This is a genomic window from Sphingomonas sp. PvP055 (assembly GCF_040546365.1).
Lineage (GTDB): Bacteria > Pseudomonadota > Alphaproteobacteria > Sphingomonadales > Sphingomonadaceae > Sphingomonas > Sphingomonas echinoides_A.
Window position 1 is genome coordinate 41,228 of the sequence record NZ_JBEPNS010000004.1, and the last position, 15,707, is coordinate 56,934.

At 62.2% G+C, this 15,707-nt stretch carries 16 protein-coding genes; 8 read left to right on the forward strand and 8 right to left on the reverse strand.

Translation table 11 applies throughout. The annotated features are described in order from the left end of the window. Positions 1–15 precede the first annotated feature (15 nt). From ABIC16_RS20900 to ABIC16_RS20915, 4 genes are all read right to left on the reverse strand, one after another. Positions 16–1,311: a glycosyltransferase family 4 protein gene (locus ABIC16_RS20900; RefSeq protein ID WP_354292864.1), complete on the reverse strand. Its 1,296-nt coding sequence runs from the start codon at positions 1,309–1,311 to the stop codon at positions 16–18. Between the two features lie 267 nt (positions 1,312–1,578). Beyond that, a complete protein-coding gene (locus ABIC16_RS20905) occupies positions 1,579–2,550 on the reverse strand; it encodes a GDP-mannose 4,6-dehydratase (RefSeq protein WP_354292866.1) in 972 nt (323 codons plus the stop codon). A gap of 2 nt (positions 2,551–2,552) precedes the next feature. Continuing rightward, positions 2,553–3,569: a GDP-mannose 4,6-dehydratase gene (gmd, locus tag ABIC16_RS20910; RefSeq protein ID WP_354292868.1), complete on the reverse strand. Its 1,017-nt coding sequence runs from the start codon at positions 3,567–3,569 to the stop codon at positions 2,553–2,555. Between the two features lie 41 nt (positions 3,570–3,610). After that, the gene (locus ABIC16_RS20915; RefSeq protein ID WP_354292870.1) at positions 3,611–3,835 is read right to left on the reverse strand and encodes a hypothetical protein; all 225 of its coding nucleotides are present in this window, start codon (positions 3,833–3,835) and stop codon (positions 3,611–3,613) included. Positions 3,836–4,130: 295 nt separating this feature from the next. On the opposite strand from ABIC16_RS20915, the gene ABIC16_RS20925 reads away from it, so the two are divergent. After that, on the forward strand, positions 4,131–5,447 hold the full coding sequence (locus ABIC16_RS20925) for a polysaccharide biosynthesis/export family protein (protein ID WP_354292872.1): 1,317 nt from the start codon (positions 4,131–4,133) through the stop codon (positions 5,445–5,447). Between the two features lie 643 nt (positions 5,448–6,090). On the opposite strand, the gene ABIC16_RS20930 is transcribed toward ABIC16_RS20925, so the two are convergent. Both ABIC16_RS20930 and ABIC16_RS20935 read right to left on the reverse strand, forming a co-directional pair. Further along, the gene (locus ABIC16_RS20930; protein WP_354292874.1) at positions 6,091–6,654 is read right to left on the reverse strand and encodes a recombinase family protein; all 564 of its coding nucleotides are present in this window, start codon (positions 6,652–6,654) and stop codon (positions 6,091–6,093) included. A gap of 184 nt (positions 6,655–6,838) precedes the next feature. Beyond that, entirely contained in the window at positions 6,839–7,033 is a 195-nt protein-coding gene (locus ABIC16_RS20935; protein WP_354292876.1) for a hypothetical protein, read from the reverse strand. A 184-nt stretch (positions 7,034–7,217) separates the two neighbouring features. Here ABIC16_RS20935 and ABIC16_RS20940 point away from each other — a divergent pair, with 184 nt between their 5' ends. From ABIC16_RS20940 to ABIC16_RS20965, 6 genes are all read left to right on the forward strand, one after another. Next, on the forward strand, positions 7,218–7,409 hold the full coding sequence (locus ABIC16_RS20940) for a hypothetical protein (protein WP_354292878.1): 192 nt from the start codon (positions 7,218–7,220) through the stop codon (positions 7,407–7,409). A 35-nt stretch (positions 7,410–7,444) separates the two neighbouring features. After that, entirely contained in the window at positions 7,445–7,900 is a 456-nt protein-coding gene (locus ABIC16_RS20945; RefSeq protein ID WP_354292879.1) for a 3'-5' exonuclease family protein, read from the forward strand. Positions 7,901–8,313: 413 nt separating this feature from the next. Further along, positions 8,314–9,510, forward strand: coding sequence for an AAA family ATPase (locus ABIC16_RS20950; RefSeq protein ID WP_354292881.1), 1,197 nt, complete (start codon positions 8,314–8,316; stop codon positions 9,508–9,510). Between the two features lie 62 nt (positions 9,511–9,572). Beyond that, on the forward strand, positions 9,573–10,613 hold the full coding sequence (locus ABIC16_RS20955; RefSeq protein ID WP_354292883.1) for a ParB/RepB/Spo0J family partition protein: 1,041 nt from the start codon (positions 9,573–9,575) through the stop codon (positions 10,611–10,613). Between the two features lie 37 nt (positions 10,614–10,650). Beyond that, positions 10,651–11,850 carry a replication initiator protein A gene (locus tag ABIC16_RS20960; RefSeq protein ID WP_354292885.1) on the forward strand — a complete coding sequence of 400 codons (1,200 nt, stop codon included), beginning with the start codon at positions 10,651–10,653 and terminating at the stop codon, positions 11,848–11,850. Positions 11,851–12,461: 611 nt separating this feature from the next. Beyond that, on the forward strand, positions 12,462–12,722 hold the full coding sequence (locus tag ABIC16_RS20965) for a hypothetical protein (protein ID WP_354292887.1): 261 nt from the start codon (positions 12,462–12,464) through the stop codon (positions 12,720–12,722). 491 nt (positions 12,723–13,213) lie between these two features. On the opposite strand, the gene ABIC16_RS20970 is transcribed toward ABIC16_RS20965, so the two are convergent. Further along, complete coding sequence (locus ABIC16_RS20970; protein ID WP_354292889.1) at positions 13,214–14,182, reverse strand: hypothetical protein; 969 nt, start codon at positions 14,180–14,182, stop codon at positions 13,214–13,216. 21 nt (positions 14,183–14,203) lie between these two features. Between ABIC16_RS20970 and ABIC16_RS20975 the strand changes: the two genes are divergently transcribed. Further along, the gene (locus ABIC16_RS20975) at positions 14,204–14,428 is read left to right on the forward strand and encodes a hypothetical protein (protein WP_354292891.1); all 225 of its coding nucleotides are present in this window, start codon (positions 14,204–14,206) and stop codon (positions 14,426–14,428) included. An 80-nt stretch (positions 14,429–14,508) separates the two neighbouring features. Here the strand turns inward: ABIC16_RS20975 and ABIC16_RS20980 are convergent. Continuing rightward, positions 14,509–15,707 (reverse strand): hypothetical protein (locus ABIC16_RS20980; RefSeq protein WP_354292893.1); only part of this gene is annotated, 1,199 nt, incomplete at its 5' end.

Genomic DNA, 15,707 nt, shown 5'->3' on the forward strand with positions numbered 1-15,707 from the left:
TCCGCTTGTTGGAACTCACGCCAGCGCAGCGGCATACATCTTCTCCAATCGCGGCAGATAGGCTTGGGGGCTGAAGCGTGCCGCCTGTAGCGGCCCCGCTTCAGAGAGTGCTGCGCGCAGGCCCTCGTCGGCATCCAACCGGGCGATGCCATGGGCGATCGCGGCGGTGCTGTACGGATCGACCAGCAGCGCCGCCTCCCCCGCCACCTCGGGCAGCGAGCTGCCGTTGCCGGTGAGGACGGGCGTGCCGATCTGCATCGCTTCGAGCACGGGCAGGCCGAAGCCTTCGAAGATCGAGGGGAAGAGCACCGCGCGGGCCGCCCGCGTGAGGCGGAGCAGCGCCTTGCGGCCGAGATAGTCGAGGCGGATAATGCGCGGGTCGTTTGCAGGCAGGAGCGACAGCTCTCCCTCGCTCAGCCAGGCGCGCCCACCGACCAGCACCAGCGGCGTCTCGAGCCCTAGCCCCAGAAAGGCCTCCAACAGGCGGCCGATGTTCTTCTTCGGCTCGACCGCACCGAAGAACAGAAAGTAGCCGCGGGCGCGCAAGCCGAATAGGCCTTCCACCTGTCGGGCGCTCTCTTCCCATGTCTCGGCCTCGATCTCAGCGGGCAGCAACGCCGTCTGATACGTGTTGGTGATAAAATCGGGGGCGACCCCGCACTGGTCGATGATGTCGGCGCGGCTGAACTCGGAGACGGTGCAGAGATGGTCGCCTTCGCTTACGCAGCCCCTCAGCAGCCGCGCAAACTGCGGTTTGTCGCTGAGTGTCGTATAGGGGAGGCGGAGCGGCACCAGATCGTGGACGGTGTAGATATTGCACGCGCCTTCCAGCCGCACCGGCACTGGATAGGTCCAGTGCATGATCGAGGGCGGCCGCTCCATCCGAAGTGTCAGAAAGCGGCGATGTGCGTTGAAATAGCGCATTGCCAGCGGGAACAGGCCGGGGCTGGAGACGATCCGATCAAACGCGGGAAGCCGTTCGGTAAAGACTTGCTTGTCGACGCGATGGGTGAGAGGCACCTCCACAGCGTCCACCTCTAACCGCCGGTCGATCGTGGCGTGCCAGCTGCGCAGGCGCCGCTGCCACTTGCCGCCAAAGATGCGTTTTCCCGTCGCCTCCTGTCCGACGCGATCAAAGAACATCGTCTCGCGCAAGGCGGGATCATGGCCGACGTGGAGGCCGAACACGCCGGTAATGCTGTGCCCCGCCTCCTGCAGCACATGCCCCAGCGTGTGGCCGTATGTGGCGATGCCGGTGCCGCGAGGCATGGCGAGGTTGTAGCCGTCGATCCCGATATCAAGTCGCTGCATTCCGGAGTCCTTGAAGGGGAAAAGCCTCACCGGCCCGCAGTCCTACCCGTTTTTTTATAGAGTAAGCTGATTAGGGGGCCGGGCGGGTGTGTGGGCGGTGAAGCCCCTGATGTTGCAAAACCAGATCAGGCTGTAGGAACAGGCCCTGCGCCATGCAACTTGTGATCGGGCGGCGTCCGCCGGCCTTGGCATCGAATTGCCGCGCAAGATGATAGCTTCTGGCTACCATTGGCTATCCTGTCAGTAGTTCGGGCCGTTAATCCGCGATCAGCCGAGGCGGGCGCGCTGGTCCGCCATCACATCGGCCAGCATCATATTGATATCATGCGCGGGCGCCCAGCCCGTCACTTGCCGAAGCGCATCGCTGTTCATCCGGGCGCGGGGCACCTCGCTCGGCCGCATCCGCCGGGGATCCTGGACCACGCTGGTCGGGATGCGGCTCATCGCCCGTAGTCGCGTCAGAATGTCCGCGATCTGGATGGATTGGCCGGAAGCAATGTTGAATAGGTTGCGGTGCGGCAGGGCGGGGGCCGCCATCAGCAGCGCCAGATACGCCGCCACCACATCTCGGATATGGAGGAAGTCGCGTTCCGCATCGAGATTGCCGACGCTGAGAACCGGCTCGTCCCCCCGCTCGATGCGTGCGATCTGAGCGGCAAAGGCGGGGATGACGAACCGTTCATCCTGCCCCGGCCCACTATGGTTGGTCGGCCGTGCGACGATCAGCCGGGCGCTCTTGGGCAGCACGTCGGCGAACATGCTCTCGGCGGCCGCCTTGGAGCGGGCATAAGGGCCGTATGGCTGGAGGACGGAGGATTCGGTGACGCTGCCTTCGTTAAAAGCGAGGCCATAGACTTCGGCGCTGCTGGCAAGCAACACAGTGCAGTCCGGCACGGTCATGGCAAGCGAGCGGGCAAGCGCGAGGCTGCCGCCCAGATTGATCGACCAGGTGTCGGCCGCTTCTTCAAGCGACTGGTCGATCGACGCCTGCGCCGCCAGATGGACGACCAGATCCGGCTCGACCGCGGCGACCGCGCGGGCGACCCCGGCAGGATCGGTCAGATCGAACGTGATTGCCCCCTGTGCGGCAGACGCGGTGCGGGATGCGCTGATGATGCGGGCGCTGGCAGGTAGCCGGGTTGCAAGCAGGGGAACGAGATGGCGGCCGACGAAGCCGTCCGCGCCGGTTACCAATATCCGGCGGAACGGTAGGGGCGCTTCCGCTTGCTCGACCGCCATCTTCAGGGGTGGATTTCGGGCATCAGCTGTTCAGTGGGCGCCGCCGGGGAGGAAAGGCGCTCGATGTCAGCGTTGACCATTTCGACGATCATGTCGTGAAGGGAGGTCTCGGCCGCCCAGCCAAGCTTTTCGATCGCCTTGGCGGGCTCGCCAAGCAGTACGTCGACCTCGGACGGGCGAAACAGCTCGGGATCAATGACAAGGTAGCTCTCCATGTCGAGACCGACATGGTCGAAGGCGATCCGGCACATATCGCGCACGGTGGTGGTCACGCCGGTCGCCACGACGTAGTCGTCGGGCGTGTCCTGCTGCAGCATCAGCCACATCGCCTTCACATAATCGCGCGCATGGCCCCAGTCGCGCTTGGCATCGATGTTGCCGAGCTTCAGTTCGGAAGAGAGGCCGAGCTTGATGCGGGCAACGCCGTCCGTCACCTTGCGCGTCACGAACTCCACGCCGCGCAGCGGGCTTTCATGGTTGAACAGGATGCCGGAGGAGGCATGCATCCCGAAGCTTTCGCGGTAGTTTACCGTGATCCAGTGGCCGTAAAGCTTGGCCACCGCATAAGGCGAACGCGGATAGAAAGGCGTCGTCTCGGACTGGCGCTCCTGCTGGATCAGGCCGTACATCTCCGACGAGGAGGCCTGATAAAAGCGTGTATCCGGCTTTACCAAGCGGATCGCTTCCAGCACGTTGGTCACGCCCACCGCGGTGATGTTGGCGGTCAGAATCGGCTGCTTCCAGGAGGTCGCGACGAACGACTGGGCGGCGAGGTTGTAGACCTCGTCCGGCTGGACCTCGGTGACGATGCGGATCAGCGATGAGAGGTCCGACAGGTTGCTGTCGTGCAGGATCACGTTCTGGGCGATGCCTAGCCAGCGCAGGCGGTGATCGGCGACCCCGAGGTGGGAAGAGCGGCGCACGACACCGTGCACCTCATAGTTCTTACGGAGCAGCAGCTGGGCCAGATAGGCACCGTCCTGGCCCGTAATACCGGTAATGAGGGCACGCTTCGTCATTGTTGTTCTGTATCCTGGGGCGTGATCGTTAGGGGCGCGGCTTAAAGAAAATATGGGCGAATGCAATCGCCGTTCCAACGTCTGGTCGAGGATCGGCCGATCGGCGCATTGGGCGTGTAGTAGCTGCCGCTGTTGTTGCACGCGAAGGCGTTGGGGCTGACGCTTAGCGTGCCGTCCTCGACCGTCAGTTCGTGTTTCAGCAGGCGTTCGTAGATGCTGCAGAGTTGCTGCACCGACAGATCGCGGTAGTTGATATATAGCGGCACAGCATCCCGGTGGACTTGCTTCGGAAAAGTAGAGAGTTTTCCTAAGGTGAAAAGGCGAACTCGATGACGAAACAACGACGGTTTACAAAAGAAATTGAGGACGAGGCGGTCCGGCTGGCGGCCACCAGCGGCCGCACGCAGCGTGAGGTTGCGAGAAATTTGAGAGGTGGCTCGCGGAATCTGAACAGCGGGGATAAGCGCCCTCCGAGGAAACTCGGATCGCCCGTCGCGATAATGCGAGCTGATGACGATCTCATACGATCAAAATACGTTGTAGTCCTATTGTCGGCGCGGCGTGGTCCTGTATGGCGGCGCGCGTGTTCACTATGACGCGATCGATGAGGCTGGCTCGGCACACCACCAATTGCAATCTCGTAATCTCCAGACCACTTCCGTTAGCGTACCAATTGCCGCAGCTTTGATGACCAGAAAATCAGGACCAGATATGAAAATGGCGGTAAGTTCGTCCGATCTACGCTGTCGGTCGACCGCGATGCGTCTCGCGGCGTTGACATTAACGTTGACGTTGCCTGCCTGCGCCACCCTGCCATCGAACGGGCCCACCGCCCGCGCCGTCGTGCGCCAGGCGAACGGAGCAAAAGGCAGCGTGAAGTTCCGCATCGTCGATCTGGACCTGACGACGGTCAACCAATTGAGCAGTGTCAGTCAGCGAAGCACCGATATGCCGGGGTCGATCGCAACGCTTTCACAGGACCGTCGCGCGGATCTGATCGGTCCAGGCGACGTCCTGTCGATCGCGATTTTCGAAGTGGGCGTATCGCTGTTCGGCGGTAGCGGACGGGACGCAGTCGGTTTCGACCCGTCCGCCCGAGCCCAGAATTTCCCTGATACGGTAGTCGATGCGAGCGGGAGGATCCAGTTGCCCTATCTCGGCAGCATCGCGGTGGGCGACTTGACCGTGGCACAGGCTCAGACCAGGATCGCCGCGGCCTTCCGGGGCAAATCACAGGATGCACGGGCCTTGGTTTCGATCAAGCAGAACGTGTCCAATACGGTGTTCGTTTCAGGCGCAGTCAATCGCCCCGGACGCCAACCGCTGTCCCTTGCCCGAGAACGCCTGCTCGATGCTATCGCAACCGCAGGCGGCAGCGCGAATACATCGGAAGACACGGTGGTTCGCTTTGTGCGCGGCTCCGGTGTTGTGGAGCAACGGCTGGCAACGATCCGCGCCAACATGCCGGATGATGTGGTGCTGAACCCTGGCGATCGCATCGAATTGATCCGATCGCCACGGACCTATACGGTCTTCGGAGCGGTGGCGAAAATTTCCCAGGTGCCGTTCGAAACGGGTCAGGTCTCGCTTGCCGAAGCCCTTGCCCGCTCCGGTGGGCCGAGCGACGCGACCGCAGATCCATCGGCGATCTTCTTGTTCCGCTACACGGTGCAGCCGCAGACGGGAGGTGAGGAGCCGGTGATCTATCGCTTGAACTTGCTTAAGCCCGAAAGCTACTTCCTGTCACAGCGCGTTGCCATGCAGGACAAGGATGTGATCTACATCGCAAATGCAGCGGCGAACCAGCCGGCCAAACTTGTGAGCGTTATCAATCAATTGTTCGCACCGTTCGTCCTGGCGCGGCAGCTCGCCAACTAGTGGATGGATCGACAGAAAATCGTCCGGTATAGGATTCCTGACACACCGGTAGACTTCTGTTAAAAGCCGTAGCGTAAGCTTGGCTTATCCGCCCAGCAATCATCGCATGTAGGCATATAATAATCGACTGTCGTCGAGCATGCTGATCGGAGTGGGAGTGATCCAGTCGCCCCCCAGCATGGGGTAGGGACCGTAAAACAGGTCGCCGAGTGCGCGCCTGTAATGTGCATTCGTCCAGCGCCGGCGTCGATGCTCCGGGCCATCGTGGAGCATGTGGCAGCGCTGGCAGAGCGCAGCTAGCTGATGAAACGCACTGTCGCTCGGATCATGGTTGAGGTGCGCACAGGCCAGGACAACCGGTGTCCACCGGCCCTGTAGCAGGATGTTCTCCGTAGGCCTTCGCACCCGCCGGCCTCGGCCATTGCGCCAGCATTGTCGGTTCCGGTCCCACCACCGTCCGTCGCCTAGGTGGAAGACCTTCTGCTTGTGAGGACGTCCACAATGCTCGCAGTGTCCCCCTGCCCGCACGAAACGTATCTGGTGCGAGAGCTGGGCCCAGTCGATCGGGTACAGAAACACGTGCTCGAGGCGGATAGGCATCAGGCCTTCCCTTCCGAAGCGTCAGGTTGCGCAGTCCACCGCATTATCGAGTCACCGTCGCTGCGGTCAGCGCTCGATAGAGCGTCGCATGGTGGCATTTAAGCAGCTTGGCGGCTTCGCGCACTGATGTACCTTCGCCTATCAATCGTTCGCCGAGCGCGATCTGATCGGGGGTGAGCTTGGGCGGGCGGCCGAAGCGCACTCCTCTCGCCTTGGCTGCTACCCGCCCGCTGCTGGTGCGCTGGTGGATCAGCTCACGCTCGAACTCGGCAATGCCGGCGAACACGGTCAGCACCATCCGGCCCGCGGGCGAGGTCGTATCCGCCCAGGGCTCGGCCAATGAGCGCAGACCGGCGCCGACCTCCTTCAGTCTCTCGGCAATATCGAGCAGGTCGCGGGTCGAGCGAGCCAGCCGGTCGAGCCGCGTCACTACGACCGTGTCTTCGTCGCGCAGTTGCTCGATCATCTTGGTAAGTTGAGGCCGGTCACGCTTCGCGCCCGAGATCTTCTCCTCGAACGTCCGCTTGCATCCAACCTCCTTCAACGCAGCGCGTTGTAACCGGAGATCCTGGTCATCGGTGGACACACGGGCATAGCCAATCATCATGTCGCATAACTGTATCGAAATACGAAGATTATGCAACAGACTTTTGCAACATCGACAAACGAGAGAAAACGATTTTTGAGGTGCTGTTGCAAAACTTAGGACATTCGCGACAAGCGGGTGCCGAGCTTTAGGAATCCCCTGACCACCTGCGAAACGTTGATCGCGTAATTGCGCTCTATGAGGATCAGATGTGGCCGAGCAACGCGATCTGCTTGTGATCTTCACCATGCGGTTCGACGACACCCTGACTTTCCACGCACAATAGGAACTGGCTAGGGGCTTCGTGCACGCGCGGATGGCAAGGTTGCGTCAGCTCGCTGTTGTCATAGCCCAGCACCAACCAAGGCTGGCTGGCTTTTCGACCAAGGAGCATCGCCATTCAGTCGCCGGCTCGGCGGGTCACATTTTCGAGATTCCACACCAGTCGCAAAGCTCGGCGCCAAGGCATCCTTGGTCAGGGATGGGCCGACTGGCTCTCCCAGCAGCGCGGATGAGCGGCGGGAGCTCTGTCGAGAGCTGATGCCGATGTTGAGCGGCTTGCAACCAACTTGAGGAATGAAACAATGAAGATCTGCGTTCTCAATATCGAGATGATCCCCAACGCACGCGCCATGGCGGACGCGCGCTACACCCACACCGGCGAAGTCGCACCGTGGCCGCTCCACGAGCTTGCCGCCGCCTTGATCCTGACGGTCGAGCGAACCAACTGGGACAGCTCGGCATCAGCCTGCAAAGCTACTCGCGCGGTTTATTGAGCTAGCGCGGCATTGTCGCCTCCGTCGAGGAATGTGTGACCGATGCCGACGAAGTTACGACCTACAGTGGCAAAGCGTTCGACCTGCCGGTTCTGATCAACCGAGCCATCGCCAATGTCATTCCTATTCCGACGTTGGCGCGGCTCCATGACCGTGCCCGACCCGGCCTGCATGTCGACTTGCACGACTGTTTCAAGGGGACCGGTGCTGGCATTAGCCTCTCCCACCTATGCACGGGCCTTGGAATCCCCGTGAAGCAGCCTTGCGGCGATACGGTCGCTGACTTCGCGGCCTGCAGCGACTGGACGGCGATCGAGGATTATTGCGAGTCCGCCGTGATCGCTACGGCTGGCCACCCAGACGTGGTCCTTGCCCAGCGATCCGGAATTCGATTGGGACCGTTGGGCTCGTCTCTCTGTCGCTGGTGCCGCGAGACCCAGGGCGCCAACGCCCACCTCCGCGACTGGCCGCTTCCGCCGGCCATCAAATGAGAGGCGCGCAGTCGTGATCGACGAAGCCGGGCAAAGTTACTTCGGCGCCGGAGAAGGCGCGCGCGCCGCTATGTCCGATCGCGGGTACGGCGCAATGCGACAAGCGAGGCCCCGTGCAACGGGCTGCCGGCAGCCGCACCCTGCTTAATGGCGATCCCGATGAGTGAGAAGAAGCCTAGCAATAGCGTGAGCGCGATCAGGATCAGCACTTCATGGCCGATTCCAAGCTAATCTGTCTCAAGACGCCGCTATCGGCTTCGGAGGGCATATTACATTACGATGAATATGCACAAGCCCACGGTCAATCGCTCGATCGGACCGATATCGATCATCGCGTGCAACGGCCTTCCGCTTTGAAGCTAATGCACTTATAAACCATCTATCAAGCTTCAATCGCGCGATCGGACCGGTTCATGAATGCAATCGTCAACCACATCGGCGAACTGGCGGATGCGGGCGAACGGATGATCGAACGCCTGCGCCGCAAGGCGTTCCTGCCCGAAAGTCGCAAAGGACTCAACGTTCGCTTCGGGATTGCCGAGGCTGCGCAATTGCTCGGCTGTTCGACCAACCGGATCCGCATGGCGGAAGACGACGGTCGCCTCCCCCCTGCCCCGGCGGGCGAAAACGGGCGCAGGCTCGGCTATTCGGTCGAGGAACTGCTCCAGATGCGCGAAGTGCTCGGTGCCTCCCCGCAACGCGCGCCGCTCGATATTCCGGCGATCATCGCGGTGCAGAATTTCAAGGGTGGGGTCGGCAAGTCGACCGTCACCTGCCACCTCGCGCATTATTTCGCGGTGCAGGGGTATCGTGTGCTGGTGGTCGATTGCGACAGCCAAGCGACGACGACGACGCTGTTCGGCTTCAACCCGCATTTCAACATCACGCGCGAGGAAACGCTCTACCCCTATCTGTCGATCGACCCGACCCGAGCCGACCTGCTCTACGCGGTAAAATCGACGCCGTGGCCCAATGTCGATCTAATCCCGTCGAACCTCGAACTGTTCGACGTCGAATATGAACTTGCGGCAGCGGGATCGGACGGGCAGTCGGTCCTCGCCGCGCGCTTCCGCAAGCTCAAACAGGGGCTTGCCGATCTCGCACGCAATTACGACGTGGTGCTGCTCGATCCGCCGCCCGCGCTGGGCACAATCAGCCTTGCGGTGATGCAGGCGGCGAACGCCCTGCTCGTCCCGCTCGCCGCGACAACTCCCGATTTCTGCTCGACCGTGCAGTTCTTGTCGATGATGGACCAAGTGCTCCAGCAGCTTGCGAATGCCGGAATCGAGGTCGAATACAGCTTCTTGCGGCTAATTTGCTCCAAGTTCGACGGCAACGATCCCAGCCACGCTATGGTCCGCACTATCATGGAGCAGAGCTTTGGCCCTGCCCTGCTCCCGGTGCCAATCCTCGAATCCGCCGAGATTAGCCATGCCGCGATGCGCATGATGACGATCTACGAACTCGAACGCCCGATCGGCACGCCCAAGACCCATAAGCGCTGCCGGGCCAATCTCGACGAGGCGATGGGGCAGATCGAGCAGCTTGTCCGCCAAAGCTGGGGCCGGGTCGAACCCGCGCGCGAAGAGGATGTGCTGCATGTCGCCTGACCCGAAATTCATGCTGTCCTACAGCGCAACGTTCACGATATGTCTCGTGCCGGAGGTTTCGCATGGCGCGTAAGCAATCCGATTATCTCGCGGCCCTGCTGGCCGAGGACCCGACCGACGCCGACGCGGGCGCGCCCCTTGCCCAGCCCGCGTCCGAACGGACGCGCGGCAGTACGCTGCTTAACCGCGAGACCGCGCTCGCGCGCGTGACCAGCGGCGAAGTGCGGCAGGTGACGCAATTGTTGCTCGATCCCGTGCGCGTGCGGATTTGGCCGGGCAATGCGCGCAGCTACGGCCACTTGACCGAGGAGGGCTGCCGCGAACTAATCGACTCGATCATCGCCGAGGGCGGGCAAAAGGTCCCCGCGGTGGTGCGGCGCGTCGACGGCGATCCGGCGCATGACTTCGAAGTGATCGCGGGCACGCGGCGCCACTGGTCGATCAGCTGGCTTCGCGCACACTCCTATCCCGAAATGCAGTTCGTGGCCCAGGTCGCCAATCTCGACGACGAAGCGGCGTTCCGGCTAGCGGATCTCGAGAACCGTGCACGCAAGGACGTGTCTGATCTTGAGCGCGCGCGTAATTATGCCGAGGCGCTGAAACTTCATTACGGCAACCACCTGACGCGGATGGCGGAACGGCTCAAAGTGTCGAAGGGCTGGCTGTCGAAGATGGTCAAGGTTGCACAGATCCCCGACGCGGTGATCGCCGCGTTCGCCTCCCCCGCTGACGTCCAGCTAAAGCCCGCCTATGCGCTGGCCCAAGCGCTCGACGACAAGGATGCGGCCAAGGCGATCCAGAGCGCATCACGCGACCTCTCGCGCGAACAGACCGCGCGGCGCAATCGGGGTGCGGCCCCCTACCCGGCCGCCGACGTACTGCGGCGGTTGCTCGAGGCGCAGAACGATCCTGTCGAGACCGTGCCTCCGTTCATCTGGACCACGCCGCATGGCCGCCCCGGGCTTAGCGTCCAGTCGAGCAACCGTCAGGGCGTCACGATCCGGCTCCACGCCGGGTCAGGTGCGGGGACCGACGAACTGGTCGGCGCATTGCGTAAGGCGCTCGCGCATCTGGAGGCCGAAGGCCGGGGGCTGAAACGGTGAGCGTGTTTCCCCGGGGAAACATCGGGAGTCCCACCGCATGACGCGTACCGAGCGCCAGAGCGTGTCCGAAGAATTCAACCTGTTCCTCCCCTATCTTGTCGACATGCCGCTGCGCGACCAGCGCGAGATAATGGAACGTCCGTTCTTCAGCCTCGCCAAGTCGAAGCGCGTCAAGCCGATCGATTACCGCAGCCCCGATGGCAAGCTATGGGTCCATGTCTCGGGCAACCCTGACTACGGAATGGCGACGATCTGGGACGCGGATATATTGATCTACTGCGCAAGCGTACTTGCCGACATGGCGCGGCGCGGCGTCAATGACGTACCGCGCAAGCTCCATTTAATGCCCTACGACCTGCTCCGCGCAATCGGGCGGCCGACCACGGGGCGCGCCTATGAACTGCTCGGGCAGGCGCTCGACCGGCTAGTGTCGACCACAATCAAGACCAACATCCGCGCCGAGAACCGCCGCGAGGCGACATTCAGCTGGCTCGATGGATGGACTCAGCTGGTCGACGAGAAGACCGAACGGTCGCGGGGCATGACGATCGAGGTGTCGAGTTGGTTCTGGGAAGGTGTGATGATGCAGGGCGGCGTGCTGTCGATCGACCGGGCCTATTTCGACCTTACCGGCGGGCGGGAGCGCTGGCTGTACCGCGTCGCGCGCAAACATGCCGGCGGGGCAGGGGAGGTCGGCTTCGCGATCGCCATGCCGACGCTGTTTGAAAAATCGGGCGCGGAGGGGCAATATCGCCGCTTCAAGTTCGAGATCGCCAAGATCGTCGAGCGCAATGAGCTGCCGGGCTATGCACTTTCGCTCGAAGCCCCGGCCGGGAAGCGCGAACCGTCGCTGCGAATGCAACGCCGCAGCGATGTCGAGCGGCCAGTCAAGACTGTGGCAGCGCATGGGGGAGGGGGCGCTAAGCCTACCGCAAGGTCAAGCCCAATCAAGCCCGCTATTGCGGCCGGCGTAGAGGATGAGACGATTGATGTCGCGGCCCTGTTGCGACGGTCGCGCACCAGCCTAGCAACGCGCGCGACCGCGGGCGAAGTCACCGATGCGACGATGGCAACGCTACGCGCGGAATGCCCGGGATGGGATTACCAGACGCTGCACGCCGAATTCCGCACTTGGGTAGAGGCGGACAGTGCGCGAACGCCGGTCAGTTACCAAGCCGCGTTCATTGGCTTTGTCCGGCGCTATCATGAAAAGCACCGCCACGAACTTGGCCGCTAGCCGCATTTCGGCCCGAAGGCGTTTTTGCGCCAGGGATGCGGCGCGCCCGCGGATCGACAAGCTTTGAATTGTCATCCCCGCCGTTCCCGAAGTGTCGGGCGTATCCCCGCGATGCAAAGAGGGAGCCGTGCGTTCGACAGGATTGAACATATGCGATGACAAAGCCGGTTGAAGTAATTCAATTGCGCTCGGCGTTTTCGCTGTTCGGGCCTATCATCGACACTCCAGGAACACAGTTCGCCCTTTCGGGAACGCATGGTCGATCCTTCGGGAACGCATTACTCGACACTTCAGGAACGGAGCGACGACACATCCGGAACGCTAGCATCCCGGCGACTCACGCAATTGCGCCCCCTAGGAGGGCTCGAACGCCGACCTAACTCTCTAACCTAAGGAATAAACCCTCTAACCAGGTCGATTTCTATTTTTTCAATTATTAGAGGAAGAAGTAACCTGATATTTCGCATTCGGTTTGTGCCCAATAATCGATGGGATGCCGAGCCGCAGCAAAACGGCTGAGATGATCCGATGCTTGAACTCGATCGATTCCCTGCTGCAACCAATTAGCGCCTGCATCCTGCCGTTGTGCTCCGTCTTAAGGTAACCCTCGCGTGCTAGTTCTTTCGTCAGCAACGCTCGCACCGGAGCCGCACCGCTCGGAACCACTTGATCCGGTGTGCGCGGTCGAGGCGGCAATGGAAATTAACGGTCACACGCGCGCCGAACTGGCGGCGGTGATCGGCCAATCACGCGTGACCGAAATACTGGCGCGTCACCGTGCCCTTACACTACCCATGATCCGCAAGATTGCCGGGGTATGGCATGTACCGGAGAAAGTGCTGGTTCAGGACTACGCTTTGACCGGAGTGTAGTACCGGCGCTTCTGCGCGGTCCCTATCGAATGAGAGCGCACAACAACCCGCTGCACGCAATGGAATGCCCCATAAACGGTTCACTCGACAAGCTTTGAAGAAAGCGCTGCACGGGTAGAATCGCTGACCAGCGGATCGCTTGCAGCGGTGCGACGACGTATTGCCTAAACCAGGTTGGCCAGGCTGGAGATGATGGCGGCGATCGCGAAGCAATGGTGACCGGTAATCAAGTTTGGCGCCGGCAACCGCGACCTCCGCCGTCGCGTCGAAGACGTGGTCGGTCAGCATCTCGACCAGGCTGATAAGAAAATGGCCCGACCCCATTGCCGGGTCGAATATGCGCAGACCGAGGATCGCCTCGTCCGGACGCAACGTGGCGAGTGCATTCTTAAAGGTATCGCGCCGTACCGTGATCAACGGCTCCGCCGTTGCAACGGAACAGGATCGCCGCCACACCGCTGTTCGGGGCGCTGCCAGGCATGATGATCATGTCATGCGGCGATGGAGCCGCCCGCGATCCAGATCGTCTGCACGGCAAGACCAAGCCTGCGGTCGTCCTCGCCGAGATCCAATGACCGGGCCGATCGGGCCCCCTCAATATGGAAAGTCAGGACATGCAAATCCTGCAAGCCTTCGAACGGAATGCGTAGTTGCTGGTGATCGAGGCTTCGCCACAGCCAGCGGTCGATTTCCTGGCCGTTGAGGAAGACCGTCGCGATGATCGCCGGCGTACCGGGCGGTACAAACGCGCCCGCGTTCAGGAAGATATGCCCGGCCTGCATGTCGGGCGGCGTGCGGAAGATCAGGCTGCAGACCGGCGCGATCGACCAGCTGCCCCATTCCTCCGCGGCAAAACCGGACAAGGCGAGACCAGGCGGCATGTCGGATCGCGTCAGCCGGATCGGATCGAGGGTGAGGAGGGGGATGGTGATCGATGATCGATGCAGCGTCTCTACCTCGTCCGCACAACGTCTGGCGCAGGCGGCGATCCGGTCCGCCGACAGGACGTAGCGGTGGGCAACGAGCCAGTCGTGATAGCGCGTCTCGATCTGGCCGAGTAGGGCTTCCGGCAACTGGGCCATCGCCGCCGCATCGGCCCGGCCCCCGATATGACCGTTGTGGAGCAGCGTCTCCCTGTCGAAGACATCGAGGTTGCCGGCAGGCGTGTCTGAGGCGGGCGCCAGCCTTTCGAGGCGCGCCAGGACGGCAGCGATCTGTTCCGGTGTTGGATCGATTCCCATCGCTTCCGCGATCGAGGAAAGTATCTCGGCAGGGCGGTCGAGCAGCTTCTCATACGGGATCACCAGATTCGCCGACGCCTCCCAGGCATCCGCATCCTCGACATAGGCGTCGAGAAAGGATCTGAGGAGCGGCCAGTCTACCGTTGCCCATTTCATGCGGACGAGGGATCCCGCCACGGCGCGCAGATCGCGATAGGTCGACAGGATGACATCGCCCAAGCCTGCAGCGTCGCGGTGCCGGTGGACCTTGACGAGGTGGACGTCGGCCGGATCGGCGGGATCATAATCCCCGATCCAGCTGATGCGGACCGCCAATCCGGGATGAACTTCCTGCAACAAGGCATGAGCGGCATTCAGCTGCCATGTGCTGCCGGACCGGTTGAGCCCGGCGCAGAGGATGACTTTATGATCGAACGACATGCAGTGATGATGCGAAATGCCTGCGTCCCGCGCAACGACAACTGACGAAAACCAAATGATACAGGATTTACTGATGTTGTTCTGGTTCCCGGAGCCGCCCCGGCAACAGCGGGCATCGACCCGGATCAGGGGTGATCACGGGGCGGCAGGAATCCGATGGCGTCGAGCAGGGCATCGCAGATCACGGCAGGCGCGAGCCGGTAATCCGTCTGGATATCGCCTTCCACGACATCCTCTGCCTGCTCCCATGGTGTCAGCAGGAGCGGGGAGGGATCGCGGAAGGCCCGCACATCCCAGCCGAATTGCCGAGGACCGATGACGACGCCCGGACGGTTCGCGATCAGCGCACCCTTCGTCGTGCTCGTCCCCTGTTCGGACAGATGCAGGTCGCAGCGGATCGCGGCATAGATGGAATCGCTCATCGATCGTCCCGCCGAGCGGAGCGCCGGGACCGACAGGTGCTGGACGATCCCGTCGATCACCGCGGCTTCGTCGCGGAGGACGGCCGGATCGATCGGTCTGTCCGCCAGGGCATAGCCATCGAAGACCAGTGCAAGGTCGGGATGGACCGAGGCCACCCGATTGAAGAATCCCGCTATTTCCTCTCCTGACAAGCGCAGTCGGCGGCTGCGCGACCGGAGCGAGACGAACAGCAGCGGCCAGTGCGGGGCCCGCAGTCGTTCGATTTCGGCTATCCAGTCCGCCGTGGCCGTTGAGCGTGCCTGTGCCGCCACCCGACCCGTAAGGCCGTCATCAGCCATCCCGCCGGTGACGCGCACCGGGAAATGGCGCTGCCCGAACAGCGCCCGGTTGAGGGCGACATCGTCTGCAAAGACGCTGCGATCGATCGTCTTGCCCGCATATTCGGGCAGCAATGTCTGGATCGGGCCGAGCGGTTCAGGGGAGACGCAGGCGATCGCCGCGACATGGTCTATCGCCTGGTTCTCGACGATGACAAGCAGCCCCTGCAGTTCGGCGAACAGATGGGTGCTCAGATATTCGACGATGGCGGGATAGAGGATGGTCGAGCGCCGGTCGTCCGCCAGATAGTCGCGGACCTCCTCGGACAGGCGCAGCCAGACACGCTTCAACTCGACGACGCGATGCTGCAGATAGGTCTCGAACTCCGGCATGCTGTCGTGCCGCAAGATGACGTCGTCGACCGGATCATACCAAGCCAGCGGCCAGTGATCCTCGGTTACCACGAATACGAAGGCGGGGCGGGGCGCGGCACAATAATAAGCGATGACCGATCCCAGTTCGCGCCGCTCGGGCGCATAGTTGAGAATTGTGCCCGAGCGGGACGTCGCCATGCCTCCGAACG